Origin of the sequence: Fodinicurvata fenggangensis DSM 21160, assembly GCF_000686045.1 — a bacterium.
GTDB classification, from domain to species: Bacteria; Pseudomonadota; Alphaproteobacteria; order Kiloniellales; family DSM-21159; genus Fodinicurvata; species Fodinicurvata fenggangensis.
Map to the genome: position 1 here is coordinate 43365 of NZ_JMLV01000008.1, position 17656 is coordinate 61020.

Annotated in this window: 18 protein-coding genes; 5 read left to right on the forward strand and 13 right to left on the reverse strand. The window is 60.1% G+C overall.

All coding sequences use genetic code 11. The features are described 5' to 3' along the window. Positions 1 to 70 precede the first annotated feature (70 nt). Positions 71 to 1069 (forward strand): LysR family transcriptional regulator, encoded by a 999-nt coding sequence (locus BP38_RS20415; protein ID WP_051609299.1) that lies wholly within the window; start codon positions 71 to 73, stop codon positions 1067 to 1069. Positions 1070 to 1107: 38 nt separating this feature from the next. Here the strand turns inward: BP38_RS20415 and phnE are convergent, their stop codons facing one another. The 3 genes from phnE to phnC all read right to left on the reverse strand — a co-directional run bounded on the left by phnE (position 1108) and on the right by phnC (position 4007). Then, positions 1108 to 1947 carry a phosphonate ABC transporter, permease protein PhnE gene (phnE, locus tag BP38_RS20420; RefSeq protein WP_081816628.1) on the reverse strand — a complete coding sequence of 280 codons (840 nt, stop codon included), beginning with the start codon at positions 1945 to 1947 and terminating at the stop codon, positions 1108 to 1110. 107 nt (positions 1948 to 2054) lie between these two features. Next, positions 2055 to 3068, reverse strand: coding sequence for a phosphonate ABC transporter substrate-binding protein (phnD, locus tag BP38_RS0111765; protein ID WP_026987885.1), 1014 nt, complete (start codon positions 3066 to 3068; stop codon positions 2055 to 2057). Between the two features lie 60 nt (positions 3069 to 3128). Next, complete coding sequence (gene phnC / locus BP38_RS0111770; RefSeq protein WP_081816629.1) at positions 3129 to 4007, reverse strand: phosphonate ABC transporter ATP-binding protein; 879 nt, start codon at positions 4005 to 4007, stop codon at positions 3129 to 3131. Between the two features lie 380 nt (positions 4008 to 4387). On the opposite strand from phnC, the gene BP38_RS0111775 reads away from it, so the two are divergent. Continuing rightward, positions 4388 to 4843, forward strand: coding sequence for a YcgN family cysteine cluster protein (locus tag BP38_RS0111775; RefSeq protein WP_026987887.1), 456 nt, complete (start codon positions 4388 to 4390; stop codon positions 4841 to 4843). A gap of 28 nt (positions 4844 to 4871) precedes the next feature. Here the strand turns inward: BP38_RS0111775 and BP38_RS0111780 are convergent, their stop codons facing one another. Continuing rightward, on the reverse strand, positions 4872 to 5945 hold the full coding sequence (locus BP38_RS0111780; RefSeq protein ID WP_026987888.1) for a tartrate dehydrogenase: 1074 nt from the start codon (positions 5943 to 5945) through the stop codon (positions 4872 to 4874). Between the two features lie 299 nt (positions 5946 to 6244). Between BP38_RS0111780 and BP38_RS0111785 the strand changes: the two genes are divergently transcribed. Beyond that, complete coding sequence (locus BP38_RS0111785; protein WP_022729153.1) at positions 6245 to 6448, forward strand: cold-shock protein; 204 nt, start codon at positions 6245 to 6247, stop codon at positions 6446 to 6448. Positions 6449 to 6618: 170 nt separating this feature from the next. On the opposite strand, the gene proX (BP38_RS0111790) is transcribed toward BP38_RS0111785, so the two are convergent. From proX (BP38_RS0111790) to BP38_RS0111825, 8 genes are all read right to left on the reverse strand, one after another. Then, positions 6619 to 7653 (reverse strand): glycine betaine/L-proline ABC transporter substrate-binding protein ProX, encoded by a 1035-nt coding sequence (gene proX, locus BP38_RS0111790; protein WP_051609300.1) that lies wholly within the window; start codon positions 7651 to 7653, stop codon positions 6619 to 6621. Positions 7654 to 7813: 160 nt separating this feature from the next. Continuing rightward, on the reverse strand, positions 7814 to 8848 hold the full coding sequence (proX, locus tag BP38_RS0111795) for a glycine betaine/L-proline ABC transporter substrate-binding protein ProX (RefSeq protein WP_035725032.1): 1035 nt from the start codon (positions 8846 to 8848) through the stop codon (positions 7814 to 7816). A 144-nt stretch (positions 8849 to 8992) separates the two neighbouring features. Continuing rightward, positions 8993 to 9985, reverse strand: coding sequence for an ABC transporter permease (locus BP38_RS0111800; protein WP_081816630.1), 993 nt, complete (start codon positions 9983 to 9985; stop codon positions 8993 to 8995). Positions 9986 to 10041: 56 nt separating this feature from the next. Beyond that, positions 10042 to 11262: a quaternary amine ABC transporter ATP-binding protein gene (locus tag BP38_RS0111805; RefSeq protein WP_155992400.1), complete on the reverse strand. Its 1221-nt coding sequence runs from the start codon at positions 11260 to 11262 to the stop codon at positions 10042 to 10044. Between the two features lie 454 nt (positions 11263 to 11716). Beyond that, on the reverse strand, positions 11717 to 11845 hold the full coding sequence (locus tag BP38_RS20425; protein WP_437123996.1) for a CsbD family protein: 129 nt from the start codon (positions 11843 to 11845) through the stop codon (positions 11717 to 11719). A 198-nt stretch (positions 11846 to 12043) separates the two neighbouring features. After that, positions 12044 to 12559: a CC0125/CC1285 family lipoprotein gene (locus tag BP38_RS0111815; protein WP_026987893.1), complete on the reverse strand. Its 516-nt coding sequence runs from the start codon at positions 12557 to 12559 to the stop codon at positions 12044 to 12046. Between the two features lie 23 nt (positions 12560 to 12582). Continuing rightward, the gene (gene otnI, locus BP38_RS0111820) at positions 12583 to 13380 is read right to left on the reverse strand and encodes a 2-oxo-tetronate isomerase (protein ID WP_026987894.1); all 798 of its coding nucleotides are present in this window, start codon (positions 13378 to 13380) and stop codon (positions 12583 to 12585) included. 30 nt (positions 13381 to 13410) lie between these two features. Next, a complete protein-coding gene (locus tag BP38_RS0111825; protein ID WP_026987895.1) occupies positions 13411 to 14076 on the reverse strand; it encodes an L-fuculose-phosphate aldolase in 666 nt (221 codons plus the stop codon). A gap of 128 nt (positions 14077 to 14204) precedes the next feature. On the opposite strand from BP38_RS0111825, the gene BP38_RS0111830 reads away from it, so the two are divergent. Together BP38_RS0111830 and BP38_RS0111835 are read left to right on the forward strand one after the other, a co-directional pair. Further along, positions 14205 to 14864 (forward strand): haloacid dehalogenase type II, encoded by a 660-nt coding sequence (locus tag BP38_RS0111830; protein WP_035725036.1) that lies wholly within the window; start codon positions 14205 to 14207, stop codon positions 14862 to 14864. A 182-nt stretch (positions 14865 to 15046) separates the two neighbouring features. Continuing rightward, complete coding sequence (locus tag BP38_RS0111835; RefSeq protein WP_026987897.1) at positions 15047 to 16072, forward strand: YeiH family protein; 1026 nt, start codon at positions 15047 to 15049, stop codon at positions 16070 to 16072. A gap of 5 nt (positions 16073 to 16077) precedes the next feature. Here BP38_RS0111835 and glpK read toward each other — a convergent pair whose 3' ends face one another. Next, complete coding sequence (glpK, locus tag BP38_RS0111840; protein WP_026987898.1) at positions 16078 to 17583, reverse strand: glycerol kinase GlpK; 1506 nt, start codon at positions 17581 to 17583, stop codon at positions 16078 to 16080. Positions 17584 to 17656: the final 73 nt, after the last annotated feature.

Genomic DNA, 17656 nt, shown 5'->3' on the forward strand with positions numbered 1-17656 from the left:
CGTCTATCGGCCATGGGCCACTTCTCACGCTCCGCAAGTCTGCAGGGCGCGCGCAATAGCGGTGAGTGCAATGGAACTTCCGCAGGGTTTTGATCTGCGCAACCTTCGGGTCTTCCAGATTGTCGTGGAAGCCGGCGGCATGAGCGCGGCCGCCCGCAGGCTGTCCCTGACCCAGTCCACGGTCTCGCAAAGCATCTCCAATCTCGAAGCTGCCCTGGAAACACGGCTCTTCGACCGGGACACACGGCCGCTGGCCATGACCTCGGCAGGCGAGGAGCTTTACGAAGCCACGCGCCACCTGCTGCAGAAGGCGGCCGAAGCCGTGGAAACGACGCGCAGCGGGCATGACAATGCCGGACTGAGTTCACTGACCTTCGCCATGGTGGAAAGCTTTGCCAACAGCATTGGTCCGCTTCTGCTCAACGACTGCCGCCACTTGGCGCGGCGCTGGCGCATCTGGTCCGGGATTTCGCCGGATCATCAGCACGCATTGATGACGCATGGCGTGGACATCGCCGTGATCGCCGGGGACGAACTGGAGACGGTGGAGGGCCTGGAGCGTCACCTCCTGCTCAGTGAACCCTTCGTTCTGGTCTTCCCGGCCGATTACCCAGAACCGACCGATCACCTGCAGTTCATCGAGGATCTGCCCTTCCTGCGTTACTCCCTGCGCAGCGCCATCGGCCGTCACATCGAACGGCAGGTCAACCGCCTTCGCCTGGATCTTCCGGCCTTTGCCGAGTTCGACACGGCAACCGGACATCTGGCCGCCGTCGCCAACGGCATGGGCTGGAGCCTGACGACACCGCTCTGCCTGCTGCAAGAATCCCACCAGTTGCCCCACCTCCAGGTCATCCGGCTCGCCCGCGGCGGCTTCTCGCGCCGCATCACCCTGATGGCCCGCAAGGGTGAGATGGGCCAGGCACCGGAACGTCTGGCCATCGCCGCCCGGCGTCTGCTAGCCGAACGCCTGAACGCCGTATTCGGCACCGATTACGCTTGGCTTTTGGAGAACTGCCGAGTGCCAAACGAAGGATTGGAAGCGCAGCCTGCATCAAGCTGCTCCTGAACGGAAGGCGCTCGCTCTTGCGAAGAGGTGTCGCTTCGTCAGATGAAGGCGCGGCGCAACCGTTGGGAGATAAGGTCGATCACGGTAACGCTGGCGAGGATGATGATCATGATGGCCGCTGTCTCGGCATAATAAAAGCCGCGGATCGCTTCCCACAGCGTCTGCCCGATTCCTCCGGCCCCGACGATACCGAGCACGGTAGCGGAGCGGACATTGGTCTCGAAGCGATAGAGCGTATAGGACGCCCAGAGGGGAATGACCTGTGGAATGATCCCGAAGATCACCTCCTGCACCCCGGTGCCGCCGGTGGCTCGAACACCCTCCACGGGCCGCGGATCGATCGATTCCACCGCTTCAGAGAAAAGCTTGGCGATTATGCCCGTATTGTGGATGAACAGCGCCAGCACGCCGGCGAAAGGACCCAGCCCGACCGCCACGACGAACAGCATGGCAAAGACAAGCTCGTTGATCGAACGCGCTGCGTCCATGAGCCGACGCATCGGCTGGTAAACCCATACGGGAACCACATTCTCCGCACACAGGATTCCGAGAGGAATAGAGCAGACGACGGCAAGCACTGTCCCCCACAGCGCGATTTGCACCGTAACGACCATCTCCTCGGCATAGGTCGGCCATTCGTAGAAATCGGGCGGGAAGAAGCCGGAAGCGAACTTCCACATGTTCCCGGAATAGCGTACCAGATCGCCTGGACGCATGTCCGCGCCCTCCCACGACCAAGCGAGAAGCAGGGCGAGCATTCCCCAAAGCAGCCAGTGGAAGAGAGACCGTCTCACATCGCGCGGTGGCGGGGGAGGAACCTGACGCCTCGCCTCTGTGCCGCGTTTTGCGTCCCCAGATGCAATGTCGATCTGTGCCATGGTGAAACCTGTCGTTTGCCTGGACCCGAAAGAAGCCGCAAGGAACAGGGCCTGTCCTCTGCTCCTTGCGGAAAAGGTCCTTGCGTTTCGTAATCCAGCGCGTGGATTCAGGAACCTGCGCTCGCCAGAATGCGGATACGCTCGAGTTCGGCCTCGAGTTCTTCGACCCGCTCCTGCCTTTCCGCCGCGTCCATCCGTTCATCGTTCTCGAGCTTCAGGATCTGGGAGTAGAGATCGAGCTCGCGGATGGGATAGAGTTGGGCATTCGTCGAAGCGCGATAGGGTCCGAGCCCATCGGTCATGTTCGCCAGCACCTCACGCTCCTCCTCTGCGTCTGGTCCCAGGCGACCATAGGACAGGAAGAAGGCCTGAATGCTGTTCTTGAGATCGGCGCTGAGGTCGGCGCGGTAGGTAATCGGGTCGGAGGGAATGAGTGGAGAGGTCCAGATTACCTTCACGTTCTCGGCGGCTTCCGGAGCGTTGGCCTGGCTGCGCGCGACCTGCTCCGAATTGTTGGCCGCAAAGTCGACCTGCTCGTTGGCCACCGCCATCAGGTTGGTCTCGTGATTGGCGTTGCGCACCGTTTCGAAGCATTCCTCGGGGCTCACCTCGTTCTGTGCAAAAACATAGTAGGTGGGAACGAGGAAACCTGAAGTGGAATTCGGGTCACCAATTCCGAAATCGAGGCCTTCTCCGCAGAGCTCAAACATGTCCTCGAGCGTTTCCCATTCGTCGTTCGAGGCATGGGTCAGGATATGGGAATAATAGCCTTCGGTTCCGTCTTCCTTGACCTGGCGCGCGAAGATCTCCGCATTGGACCGATCGACAGCCTCGATGGCCGAGGCATTGCCGTACCAGGCAACGTGCACCTGGCCGAAACGCATGGCCTCTATGATCCCGGCATAGTCCGAGGCAAAGAAGGATTCGACCTCCATGTCGAGCTGTTCTTCCATGTCATCAAGGAAGGGTTCCCATTGGCGACGCAGATTCTGGGTCGATTCCGTGGAAATGATTCCGAAGACCAGGGTCTCCGGATCTTCTTCCAGCGGCTGGTACTCCTGCGCCATCGCGGGCGCAGCCAGCATGACGGAAATAGCGGTGAGTCCGAGAATGGATTTCATGGGATCGGGTTCTCCTTTTGCTGTTAATCATAGAAAAGGGGCGTGAAGGGACGCCCCACGTCACGCCATTACGCGCGCGTCCTGCAATTCAGGGCTGGCGGGATCATGTGGCTTAGGGTTGTCAGGAGCGTGCTCGTCGAGCGCCGTGGCCGAGCCCAGGATCACCTCGTCCGAGCGTTCACCATAGAGTTCCTGAAGAAAGCTCGGGGTGAGTTCGCGACTTGGGCCGTCGAAGATGATACGCCCGTCGCTCATTGCGATGGTGCGTGGACAGAAACGAACGGCGTAGTCGACCTGGTGCAGCGAAACGAGAACGCTCATGCCGTCCTCGGCGTTCAAAGAGGCAATGGTCTGCATGACGGACCGTGCCGAGCGGGGATCGAGAGATGCGATCGGCTCATCTGCGAGCAGAACCTGTGCGCCCTGTACCAAGGCCCGGGCCACCGCACCGCGTTGTTGCTGGCCGCCCGACAGCGTGGAAGAGCGCTGACCTGCAAAGCGAGCCATGCCGACGCGGTCAAGCGCGTCCATTGCGTGGACGCGCTCCTCCTTCGGAAACAGGGCGAGATTGCCGCGCCATTTCGGGATACGACCAAGCGCACCAAGGCAGACATTGGTCAGAAGGGAAAGACGGGGCACCAGATTGAACTGCTGCGAGACCATCCCGACCTGGGTTCGAACAGCCCGGATGTGCGGATCGATGCGGCCATTGCTTTGCACCTGCGCGCCATTGACGGTGATTTCGCTGCGCACCCCTGCATCGGGCTGCACCAGGCCGGCAATATGACGGATGAGCGTTGACTTCCCGGACCCCGAAGCACCGATGAGCGCCACCATTTCTCCCGGTTCTACGGAGAAGGTAACGCCGTTGAGCGCTTTCGTGTCGCGCCCGAAGGTTTTCGTCAGGTTCCGGATCTCGATTGCGCCAGCATTTGCCATGGCGAGGCTCCCCCTTCTCGTCATGGCCGCAAGCGATAGCACAGCCTGGCGACGCCGCTATTGCGTCCTCATGAAGATTGCATGACAGTCGGTCTGCCATCGTGGGCCAGCGTAGTCCTCCGAACAGGCAGAGGAGTGGACAGATGGTGGAATCCTTTGCGACGCAGCCCGAAGTTCGCTATAGGCCGCTGCCACGAACTGCCCTAGAGGCAGAAGCAAATCTTTTCATACAGGGCAACAGCGAGCGCATCACTGACGCAGAGCCTCAAAGCTCTTCCATAGAAGGAACTCTTCCAGCCCGGGTCACCTCTTCGGCGAAATCAGGCTGCAGACAGAGGGAATGCGTAACTTGGCCTCATAGTTTAGGAATGGCCTCGATCATGGATGAGAACCTGCCCTTCTGGGAACGCAAGTCGCTGGCCGAGATGACCCACGAGGAGTGGGAAGCCCTCTGTGACGGCTGCGGGAAATGCTGCCTGAACAAACTCCAAGACCCGGACGATGGGCAGATTGTGCATACCGACGTTGCCTGCAAACTGCTCGACCTGGGCACGTGCCGCTGCAGCGATTACGCGAACCGGCGGCGCTATGTACCCGGATGTATCAGCCTGACGCCAAGAGCGGTATCAGAACTGTCATGGCTGCCGCCCACCTGCGCCTATCGCCTGATTGACGAGGGCAAGCCGCTGTACGACTGGCACCCGTTGGTCAGCGGACGCGCGGAAAGCGTGCACGAAGCCGGCATCTCCGCGCGCGGACGCATTGTCTCCGAAACCGATGTCCCCGAAGAGGACTGGGAGGAGCATATCGTCACCTGGCCGGAAGACGAGGCGTGAGGCCCAACGCCGCGGCCATCCCACAGATTTACAACTGGATCCGCGCTGCGGATTCCGCGATGGCCAGGCCGAATTCCTGGGTGGTGGCGTTGCCGCCCATATCCGGCGTCCGCACTTGACTTTCCGCCAGCACCGTCTCAAAGGCCCGCTCCGCCAAGCGCGCCGCCTCGAGCTCACCAAGATGATCCAGCATCATTGCCCCGGACCAGATCTGGCCGATGGGATTGGCGATGCCCTGCCCGGCGATGTCCGGAGCCGAACCGTGAACCGGCTCGAACATGGAGGGATGTTCCTTCTCGGGATTCAGGTTGGCTGAGGGCGCTATGCCGATGGTTCCGGTCGCCGCCGGCCCCAGGTCGGACAGGATGTCGCCGAACAGATTGCTGCCCACCACCACATCGAACCAGTCGGGGTTGCGCACGAAATGCGCCGTCAGGATATCAATGTGGAACTTGTCGGTGGTGATGTCCGGATAGGCCTTCGCCATTTCCTCGAAGCGTTCGTCCCAATAGGGCATGGTATGAATGATGCCGTTGGACTTGGTGGCCGAGGTCACGTGTTTCCGCTGGCGTTGCTGTGCAAGTTCGAAGGCATACTTCAGGGCTCGGTCCACCCCTTTGCGGGTAAAGATGTTCTCCTGGACCGCCATTTCCTCATCTGTGCCGGCATAAAGACGGCCACCGATCTCGGAATACTCACCTTCGTTGTTCTCGCGTACGATATAGAAGTCGATATCGCCCGGATGCCGATTGGCCAATGGCGAGGCCACACCGTGCAGCAGGCGAACAGGCCGCAGGTTGATGTACTGGCGGAAGCGACGGCGAATGGGGATCAGCAGGCCCCAGAGCGAAATGTGGTCGGGGACCCCCGGAAAGCCGACTGCTCCCAGGAAAATGGCGTCGTGCCCGGCAATCTGCTCCAGCCCGTCCTCCGGCATCATGCGGCCCGTCTGGTGGTAGAGTTCGCAACTCCAGTCGAAATGATCCCATTCGAACTCGATTCCGCATCGTGCCCCCACGACATCGAGCACGCGGATACCTTCTTCCATGACTTCCTTGCCAATCCCGTCTCCGGGGATCACGGCGATGCGATACTTGGCCATCGGGGCTGCTCCTCCTTGATTTATGGGCTGCACTTTCCGTGACAGGCCATCGTAAATCAAGGACCCACCTGCGTAAGAGACATTCCTGTCCCACCTGCCCGTCATGGGCCCCTGAATATAAATGCTTGACCTTCTCCGCGTTCTAGCGCTTGATGCTTTCTGCAATCTGAGTTTTGGCCACTGCTACCGGCGTTTCTCCAAGAGGCCCCTTCAAGCTATCCAAAAATCGAGGTTGTGCGCGGCGAACGCCATTGGACGTTTTGCCTGATTTCTAATTGCGTACAAAAGGAGGCCTAAACATGGCAAACGGTACGGTTAAATGGTTCAACACCACAAAGGGCTATGGTTTCATTCAGCCGAACGACGGCGCCCCGGACGTTTTCGTCCACATCAGCGCCGTCGAACGCGCCGGGCTCAACAGCCTGAATGAAGGCCAGCAGGTCAGCTACGAGATCGTGACGGAGCGCGGCAAGAAGGCCGCTGCCAACCTTCAGGTCGAGTAAGCAAGAAGCTGCAGCCGGTCCTTCGGGGCCGGTGCCAGCCAGAAGAAACGGCGGTCCCTAGCGGGGCCGCCGTTTTTTTGTTGTCCGGAACGCTGCCGAAACAAGAAAAGGGGGCGAAGCCGCCAGGCTTCGCCCCCTATCTGGATCAACTATGGAAAGCTGACCGTTGCTCAGTTGGCAGCGGCGCGTGCTTCCTCAAGCCAACCGTCAACCGTGTCGGCGTTGTTCTCGATCCACTCCTGGGCGTGACGCTTGATGTCGTCCTCGCTGTCCTCGCCCTCATTCATCTTCGCGTTCTGGGCAAAGATGTCGTCGATGGGGATGGAAGCCTCTTCCAGCAGTGTCCGGACAGCCGGGTTCTCGCTCAGGAACTCGCTGTTGGCAACCGGACGGATGTCATTGGCCGGCCAGCCCATCTGACAGGGATCATCAACACACCCCACAACACCGGCGAGCTCGGTTGCATCTTCAAGCTCCTTCTGGTTGTCGGGCAGGTCCGCGTGAGACACTTCCAGCCAGACCACATCGACACCCGGCTCCAGAACGCCAACGGTCCAGTTCGGGGTCCAGGTGAAAAAGAAGATCGGCTCGTCGCTGTTGTAACGGCTGATGGCGTCGGCCATGGACGCGTTGTAGCTGGCCTTCACCAAGTTGACGTGATCGCGCAGGTCATAGGCATCCATATGATGCTCGATCACCTCTTCACAGCCCCAGCCCGGCGGGCAGGCAACCATGTCGGCCTTGCCATCGCCATTGGCATCGAAGAGTTCCTTGATCTCGTCCTTCTTGAAGTCCTCAAGGCTGGTGATGTCGTATTCCTCGGCCGTCTTCTTGTCGACCAGATACCCCTGAAGGGCGCCAGCCTCGACAACCATGCCAGAAATCTCGGCACCGTTGGAGAAGGTGTCCTCGTAGGTGTTGTGCAGCGGGAACCAGCCCTCGACCCAGTAGTCGATGTCGCCCTGGGCAACGGACTGATAAAACGCCGGATTGTCCAGCGTTACGGGATCGGCCACTTCGTAGCCCAGCTCACGGAGCAACTCGTTGTAGATTTCAGTGGTGAACCATCCGGTATCCCAGCTGGGACGTGCAGACTTGACACTCACTCCGTCGCCGGGCTCGTCCTGGGCTGCAACCGCAGTCGCGCCCATGACAGTGATGGCTGTTGCCAAACCAGCGGCTTTTGCAATCTTCCAGTAATTCATCTTGGTCCTCTTTTATTGGTTATAGGACAGACCCGCCAATAGAGCCTGGAACAGCCTTGGCGGGTTGAAATGCGGCCTCTCTAGCTGGAAAGGCCGCTCGCAAAAAAGGGGCGGAGACCAACTCCGCCCCTTTGTCTGCATGAGGCTTGAAGCGTACCGCTTAGTTGGCAGCGGCGCGTGCTTCCTCAAGCCAACCGTCGACCGCGTCGCGGTTGTTCTCGATCCACTCCTGGGCGTGACGCTTGATGTCGTCCTCGCTGTCCTCGCCCTCGTTCATCGTCGCGTTCTGGGCAAAGATGTCGCCGATGGGGATAGAGGCTTCTTCCAGCAAGGTACGAGCAGCCGGGTTCTCGCTCAGGAACTCACTGTTGGCCACAGGCTGAATATCGTTGGCCGGCCAACCCATCTGGCAGGGGTCGTCGACACAGCCTTCGACACCAGCCATCTCGGTGGCGTCCTCAAGCTCCTTCTGGTCTTCCGGCAGATCCGGATGATCGACCTCGATCCAGACCACATCGACACCCGGCTCCAGCACGCCGACCGTCCAGTTCGGCGTCCAGGTGTAGAAGAAGATCGGCTCGTCGCTGTTGTAACGGCTGATGGCGTCAGCCATGGAAGCGTTGTAGCTGGCCTTGATGGAGTTGATGTGATCGCGCAGGTCATAGGCATCCAGATGATGCTCGATCACGGTCTCGCAGCCCCAGCCCGGCGGACAGGCAACCATGTCGGCCTTGCCATCGCCATTGCTGTCGAAGGCTTCCTTGACTTCGTCGCGCTTGAAGTCTTCAAGGCTGGTGATGTCGTACTCCTCGGCGCTTTTCTTGTCGACCAGATAGCCCTGGAGCGCACCGCCCTCGGCGACCATGCCGACAACCTCGGCACCGTTGGTGAAGGTGTCCTCGTAGGTGTTGTGCAGCGGGAACCAGCCCTCGACCCAGTAGTCGACGTCGCCTTGGGCAACCGACTGATAGAACGCCGGGTTGTCCAGCGTGACGGGATCCGACACTTCGTAACCCAGTTCACGGAGCAATTCGTTGTAGATTTCGGTGGTGAACCAACCGGTATCCCAACTCGGGCGGGCGGATTTGACGCTCACGCCATCACCGGGTTCGTCCTGCGCCGTAACTGCAGTCGCCCCCATGACAGTGATGGCCGTCGCCAGCCCGGCCGCTTTTGCGATGTCCCAGTATTTCATTTTGGTCCTCCTCGTTTGAAGGTGATCGGATAGTCCCGCTGCCATTCCTGTAGTGGCTTCCCTTGCGGGTACTATCCGGCGTTTCACATACAGAAACCCTAGGGGAACACGGGCCCGAAGGCCCGCCGCTCCATCTCTATTTCTTCACTGCCGTTGTCCGGCAGTTTGTTTCGACCCCATGAAAACGCGTTTGAATGCGCCTGTGAAGGTCCAGTTTTCTTTCCGTTCGGATTCGCCCTCACCCATCGCCTGGGTAATGCGGTCCATGACAATGGCCAGTAGCACGATGCCGATACCACCAATGGCCGCCCGTCCAACGTCCAGGCGTCCAAGGCCGGTAAACACCGTCTCGCCCAGCCCGCCGGCGCCGATCAAGGCGGCGATCACCACCATGGACAGCGCCAGCATCAGAGTCTGATTTAGGCCCGCCATGATCGTACGCAAGGCCAAGGGCACCTGAATGTCCCACAGCACCTGGCGTTTCGTGGCCCCGAAGGCGAAACCGGCTTCGACCATTTCCGACTGGACTTGGCGAATGCCCAGGTTCGTGAAGCGGATTATGGGCGGCAGCGCAAAGATGATAGTCGCGATCACGCCCGGCACCAGGCCGACCCCGAACAGCATGACGATCGGCACCAGGTAAACAAAGGGCGGAATCGTCTGCATGATGTCCAGGACAGGCCGCAAGCTCGTCGCAAAGCGATCGTTCCTGGCAGCTGCAATCCCGGTGGGAATCCCGACTATAGCACAGAATATGACGGCCGTGAGCACCATCGAGAAGGTGGTCATGGTCGGCTCCCACATTCCGATCAGATCGATGAACAGCAGGGCAATCAGCGTGAAGATCGCGATCCCCTTGCCGGCCACACGCCACGCGAAAAGCGCGACAATCAGCGCGAAAAGCAGCATGGGGATGCCCTGCAGGAAAACATCCAGTCCCGTTAGCACCTGATGCACCGGCCACTGAATGGCCTGGAAAAAGGGGCGGAAGTTCGGAACGAGGAAATCCTTGACGAACCATTCGATCCAGTCGTCCAGGGGAAGTGTGTCGTAATAGGATAAGCTGAGGGACTCCGGCAGATCTGCAATGAACTTGCCGAACCCACTTGCCTGTTCGTTATCTGGCCCGTTCGCCATAACTCATATTCTCCGGCTGTATTTTCTTGCGCAAGGATACCCGTGCCAAAGCGGCTCTACTGTGCGGCGCCTGCAGGAGCCTTGTCCTGGCTTCCTGCCGTCGACTCCTCGCTCACCAGTTCGGTGAAGACCTGTGAGGGTTGCACGACGCCCAGGAACTTTCCGTCCTCGGACTGGACAGCCACGGGGACCCCCTCTGCGCACTGCTCGTAAAGTTCAAAAAGAAACCGACCGGGATCGGTCTGCGGGTAGTTGCTTTCCATCGCGCTGGAAATCTTGGTATCGCCCGGTATCTCGGCCAGCATGTCCCGGCGAACGTAACCAGCGGGCTGGCCCTTCTCGTCCACGACATAAAGGCAATCCTGGCCAACCTCATCCATGCGCGCCACTGCGCTGGATGCCGTGTCCTTGCCGGCCTGCAGTGTCACCGGTGCTTCCATGATCGATTCGGCGCGCAGGACGCGTCCGCGGTCCACATCATGAGTGAAGGCTGCAACGTAGTCATCTGCCGGTGCGGTCACGATCTCTTCGGGTGGCCCGACCTGAACGAAGCGGCCATCCTTCATGATGGCAATATGATTGCCCAGCTTCAGGGCTTCGTGCAGATCATGGGTGATGAAGATGATGGTGGTCTTGTACTTGCTCTGAATGCCCGCCAGTTCATCCTGCATCTCGCGGCGGATCAACGGGTCAAGAGCGCTGAAGGGTTCGTCCATCAGCAGAACCTCGGGATCCACGGCCAAGCCGCGCGCCAGACCCACGCGCTGCTGCATGCCACCACTCAGGTTGTCCGGATAGGCATCCGCCCAGGCATCCAGCCCCACAGCCTCTAGTGCCGCCATGGCCTTCTCGCGCCGTTCGCGACGCGGTATACCGCGTACCTTCAGGCCATACTCGGCATTCTCGCAGACCGTCTTGTGCGGAAAGAGCGCGAAGTGCTGGAAGACCATCGACATCTTGTTCTTGCGTAACTGCCGAAGTTCCTCGTCGCTGGCGTTCGTCAAGGACTCGCCATCGACTAGGATTTCCCCACTGCTGGGATCGATCAGACGGTTGAAGCAACGGATCAAGGTCGACTTGCCGGAGCCTGACAGTCCCATGACAACGAACAATTCCCGTTCCTTGACGGACAGCGAAACGTCGTTGACGGCCACCACGCTTTCGGTTTGACGGTAGATTTCATCCTTGGCAACACCCTGCTTTGCCAGCTCGATCGCCTGTTCAGGGTTCGGTCCAAAGACCTTGAAGAGATTCTTTACAGTTAGCTTGTCTGTCACGGCTTTTCCGATATTCAGTTTTCCGTTCAGGCGAGAGACAAAGAAAGCCGCATGCGCAAAACCCAGCGCCTGCAATACACAGATGTGGAGAGGACTACGGTATGGGGTTCTCTGGAACGCGCTTCCAAACCGCTTGTCATACCCTGTCAGTCTTTCTTCGCTGCTACGGTCTGTCCCGTCAGCCTGTCTAATTTATGTCACAGTATAATAGGCAACGACAGCGTCTTTTCAAGAAACGACATGGGCTGGCGGTAATCGGACAGAAGGGTGGTGGCCCGAGAGGCCCGGAAAACTGCCTTCGCCGGAGAAGGCCCATCAGAGAATTTTCTTTCCCAAGGGCTTTTGCCTCGGCGGGAAAAGGGCTGGACTCCGACAGAAATCGCCCTGAAGCACGAACCTGCTCCAGGGCGATTACTTATCGTTGAAAAACACTTATAGCATTCTAAAGCAACGGTCAGGAACGTTCCTCCCATGCCCGCACTTCCTTTTCGGCTTCTTCTTGCGCAAGGCCATACCGCTCCTGGATACGTCCAACCAGCTGATCTCGCTTTCCGTCGACCACGTCCAGGTCATCGTCGGTCAACTTGCCTCAGTGCTCCTTGACCTTGCCACGAAACTGGCGCCAGTCGCCCTTTATAGTATCCCAATTCATGTCTGCACCTTTTCAATTGCTTGGTTCGATTGCATCGCCGCCATTCAGTGGTGACGGCGAAACCTTCATTTGGGATCAGGACACTGTATTGACGAATGGATTATCCGTGACGTTTCGAGGGCAAATGGGTCAATTTTCAACCTGGCGTACGATTCCTGGCCCCAGCTGGTCCATGACATCCCGCGCGTCGTAGGCCCAATTGTTCCCCTCCGGCTTCTCGCCGCGATGCAGGACAACATCGGCATACGCCCTGTAGCGCGTGACGGGGCGGGTCGTACTGGTGGACAGACCCAACCCGAAACCGCTGCCACCATAGCCGTAGAAGCCATAACCCGGCGGCCAGCCGGCATAGGGAGAGCCAGTGCCGTAATAGGAGGTGCGCGGTTCGGTATCCCGGGCCGTTATCACGAAATAGTCGTGGCCGGTCTGCAGGGTAAGCTCCGAGGCGCGATAGAGCAGATAGTCCTCGACCTTTTCACGCGACGTCGCACTGTTCCCGGCATAGGAAACACGGTAGCGATTCTCCTCAAGCCGTTGCTCTGAATAGCCATACCTCCCGTCCGCGGCCGGTGCATAGACCGAGGGCGAGGTGCTGCAAGCGCCCAGAAACAGAAAGGCAGCGGCAATCGTGATGAGGCGTTTCATGAAGACTAATGTAAGCGCTCCTTTCACCCGGGCAAGCGGGCAGAAACCCCATACGCCCGCGCCCAGTCCAGCCCTTCGAGCGTCCCGGCGAGCGGATGATACTCGCAGCCAACCCAGCCGTCGTAGCCAAGCTCATCCATTACATTGAAAAGATAGGGATATTTGACCTCTCCCACGGAGGGCTCATGGCGTCCCGGCACCCCGGCCACCTGGATGTGGAAGATCTGTGGCATCTGTGCGCGAAGGCGCCTTTCCAGGTCGCCCTGCATGATCTGGCAATGATAGAGGTCGAACTGCAGGCCCAGATTGTCCGCGCCAACCTCGCTCAGCAACGTCATGGCGTCCTCCTGCAGGCTGAGGAAATACCCCGGCATGTCCTGCTGGTTGATCGGCTCGATCAGCAATCGACACCCCGCCTTCGCGGCCTCTTCGCTCGCCTGGCGCAGGTTGTCGAGGTAGACCTCGCGGCAAACCGCATGCGGCTCATCGGCATGAGGGATGCCAGCCATGACGTGGAGCTGCCGGCAGTCCAGAATCGCTGCATATTCCAACGCCTGCTGAAGCGTTTCCCGGAACTCTGCCTGACGTCCGGGCAGGGCCGCCAGCCCGCGCTCGCCCGCATCCCTGTCCCCTGGCGACAGGTTGAACAGCACCGTCTGCAAGCCTGCGTCCTTGAGCCGTTTCGCCAGTTCCTGCTCGGGAATATCGTAGGGCGAGAGATATTCGACGCCTGTGAAGCCGCAGGCTGCCGCCACATCGAAACGCTCCAGAAACGGCCATTCCGTGAACATGAAGGAAAGATTGGCTGCTAAGCGGGGCATGGCACCTCCTTGGAACGACTAGGGGAACGATCAGCCCGACGTCGGTGGAGCAGTGTCCTGGGCTTTCGGCCCATAGGAACGAAACTTCTCGACCACACGAGCAATCTCCGCATCGGACAGGATAACAGGTTCTCCCACCTGCAGGCAGGCATGATACTGGCGCGCCAAGGTTTCGACTTCACCTGCCAACCACAGGGCTTTTGCCAGATCCGCTCCCACGGCAATCATGCCGTGGTTGGCCAGCAGGCAGGCGGAGCGTCCTTCCAGGGCTTCCAGGGCGTACTGTGAAAGCGCTTCGCTGCCGAAGGTGGCATAGGGCGCACAGCGAATGGTCGGACCGCCGGCAGCCGCGATCATGTAGTGAATGGCCGGTATGCCGCGACCCAGAATGGCAAGCGCCGTGGCATAGGGTGAGTGGACATGTACCACGGCGCCCGCTTCCGGACGCGCGTGCAGGATATCCCTGTGGAAGCGCCATTCACTGGAGGGCTTCCAGCGGCCCTCGGGCCGTCCCTGCATATCAAGGAAAACGATGTCTTCAGGCTGAAGAGCCTCATAAGGCAGACCGCTCGGCGTTATGAGCAGGCCAGCCTCGAGCCTTGCACTGATGTTGCCCGATGTGCCTTGATTCAGACCGTTCCTGTTCATTTCAAGGCAGGCCTGTATGATCGCGCTGCGCAGTTCCCGGTCCGTCATCACCTTGCCTGTCGGTTTTGCTCACGGCTGCCTTGTGGCACCAAGGCAGCCTTTCGGGCTATGACTTGCCGGGCACAGCCTGTCAAGCTGAGGGCCGCAGTTGATCGCCGCCACTGAAGGAGCTTTCCATGACCGTCTGTCTTTTCGATGCCTACGGCACTCTCCTGGATGTCCATTCCGCCGTTGCCCGTCACGCGGACCTGTTGGAGCCGGAAGCAGGCGCGATATCCTCCCTTTGGCGCAGCAAGCAGCTGGAATACTCATGGGTCCATGCCCTCATGGGGCATCACCGGGATTTCTGGACACTGACCCAGCGTGCCCTGGACCACGCGCTGATGGTGTACGGCGTGCGCGATGAAATGATCCGGGACGAGCTGTTGCAGGCCTACCTGAACCTGGAGCCCTATCCCGATGCCGTGACCTGCCTGCAGGAGCTGAAGGAAAGAGGAATCAGGACGGCCATCCTGTCGAATGGCGCGCCGGAAATGCTCGAACCGGCCGTCCGGACAGCCGGCCTATCCGATCTGCTGGACGCCGTCCTTTCCATAGAAGAGATCGGGATCTACAAACCTGACCCGCGTGTCTACCAGATGGGCTGCGATCATTTCTCCGTCAGTCCCGGTTCGGTGGTCTTTCTGTCGTCAAACCCCTGGGACGCTGCTGGCGCCGCTTCCTTCGGGTTTCGCGCAACCTGGGTCAATCGCGGTGGCATACCGCAGGAGTACCCGGACAGCCCGCCGCTCGACGAGCTGGAAGACCTGGATGCCGTCGCCGAACTGATCGACTGAACGCTCGCGGCCTCAGCTCTTGGCCCGCATGCCAGAAATACGGCAATAGCGATTTACCGCACCGCCCTCACGTGCATGATGGGCCCCTCAAACCTATCGGCCCTGCCCGATCGAACCATCGGAAGACAAACCACGAGGAAAGGCGCGAGGGACAGGTCAGTCCCGCGATAACACGCGATAACATGACAAGAAGTAAAGATGCCGCCCGCAAACTGAATGGCTGGTTTCGGGAGTTCCCCGGACTGTTGCCAGGCCTGCTGTTCAGTGTGCTGATCGCCATGGCCGCACATTTCATTACCGATCACTACGGCGGCCCGACGATTCTCTTTGCGTTGCTTCTGGGCATGGCATTCAACTTTGTCTCCGCCGAGCCCCGCTTTGCCTCGGGCATCAGCTTCACAGCAAAGCAGGTCCTGCGTATCGGCGTGGCCCTTCTGGGCGCCCGCATTACGGTGGAACAGATCCTGGCACTGGGTGGAGAGGTCATGCTGGCCGTGGCCGCCGCGGTCGTCCTGACCATCGGATTCGGTTTCCTGGCCGCCCGGGCGTTGGCACTCAACAGCCGTTTCGGAATCCTCTCCGCCGGTTCGGTGGCCATCTGCGGCGCTTCGGCCGCAGCAGCCATCTCATCGGTCCTGCCGAGTTACAAGAGCAAGGAACGCGATACGGTCTTTACCATCATCGGCGTCACCACGCTCAGTACGGCCGCCATGATCCTCTATCCCCTGATCGCGGGCATATTCAATTTCGACGACACCCAGACCGGTGTCTTCCTGGGCGGCACGATTCACGACGTTGCCCAGGTCGTGGGCGCGGGCTACAGCGTCTCGGACGAGGCAGGCGATACGGCCACCATCATCAAGCTGCTGCGCGTTGCGCTGCTGGTCCCGGTGGTCCTGACCATCTCGCTGGCAGCGCGCCGTATGTCCGATGGCGAAGGCGGCGGCAAGGCCGGGAACCTGCTGCCCGGCTTCCTGATTGCCTTCCTGCTGATCGTGGGCGCCAACAGCCTGACGTTGATTCCAACCACTGTTCAGAACCTGCTCAGCGAGGCGTCGCGCTGGTGTATCATCACCGCGATTGCGGCTCTGGGGGTCAAGACCTCACTGGTCGAGATGGTGAAGGTCGGCGGCCGTGCCATCGGCATGATCGTGGCCGAAACCGTCTTCATCGCCACAATCGTGATTGCCGCCCTGCTGGCGATCTGACTCGGTCAACCGCTGGAATCACGCACAAGGGTGCGGGAAACGGCATCCTTCCAGCCTTCATACTTGCGCGCCCGGTCCGACTCCGACATCTGCGGTGCGAACTGCCGGTCCAGGTGCCAGCGTTCGGCAAAGACCTTCGGTTCTTCATAGAAGCCTGCCTTGTAACCGGCCAGGTAGGCCGCGCCGGAGGCCGTCGTCTCCAGGACAGTCGGGCGGTCGACAGGGGCATCCAGAATATCCGCCAGGAACTGCATCAGCCAGTCGCTGGCCACCATGCCGCCGTCCACGCGTAGGATGGTGTCGCCCAGCGACCCGCCGCCCCAGTCTCCGCGCATGGCCTCAAGCAGGTCACGGGTCTGGTAGCCCACAGCCTCCAGCGCCGCGCGGGCAAATTCGGGCACGCCGGTTCCGCGGGTCAGGCCGAACATGGCGCCGCGCGCACGTGAATCCCAATAAGGGGCGCCCATGCCCGTAAAGGCCGGCACCAGATAGACATCCTGGTTCGGGTCGGCGCGATCCGCCAGTTCTGCTGTCTCGGGCGCCGTCTCGATCAACCCCAGTTCATCGCGCAGCCACTGGACCGCAGCTCCCGCGACAAAGATCGAGCCCTCCAGGGCATATGTCGGCTTGCCATCCAGTTGGTAGAGGACAGTGGTCAGCAGGCGGTTGCGCGAAATCACCGACTGCGCGCCCGTGTTCAGAAGAGCGAAGCACCCGGTGCCATAAGTCGACTTGATCATGCCCGGCTCGAAACAGGCCTGCCCGACCGAGGCCGCCTGCTGGTCGCCGGCCACGCCAAGAATAGGGATCGTCCCCCCGAACAGCTCCGGATCGGTCTCGCCGAACTCGGCGGCGGAATCCAGCACCTCCGGCAACATGCTTTCAGGAACGTTCAGGATGGACAGCAATTCCGGATCCCAGGTTCCCTTGTGAATGTTGTACAGCAGGGTGCGCGAGGCGTTGGTGGCATCGGTGACATGCCGCGTTCCCCCTGTCAGGCGCCAGATGAGGAAGCTATCCACGGTCCCGAATACGAGTTCGCCGCGCTCCGCTCTTGCGCGCGCCCCCTCCACATGATCAAGAATCCAGGCCACCTTCGTACCTGAGAAATAGGAATCCAACAGCAAGCCTGTGCGCGAGCGCACCTCGCTTTCATGGCCGGCCTTCTTCATGGCCGCACAGTTGTCCGCCGTGCGGCGATCCTGCCAGACAATGGCTTTGTGTATGGCTTCGCCCGTTTTGCGGTCCCAGACCAGGGTCGTTTCGCGCTGGTTCGTGATGCCGATCGCGGCAAGGTCCGCTGCCGAGGCACCCGCCGTTTCCATGGCCTGGCGGCAGGTTTCCAGCACACTGCGCCATATATCTTCGGGATCATGCTCAACCCAGCCAGAGCGCGGGAAATGCTGCTTGAATTCCTGCTGCGCCACGGCGGCAATCTGATGGTCCCTGTCGAAAAGGATGGCCCGTGAAGACGTGGTTCCCTGATCAATTGCCATCACATACTTGGCCATGACTTCGCCTCCCTATGCATGAACCCGTTTCGATGTTGTATAATCAGCCTGGCAGATAGAAAAGGGCCGGAAA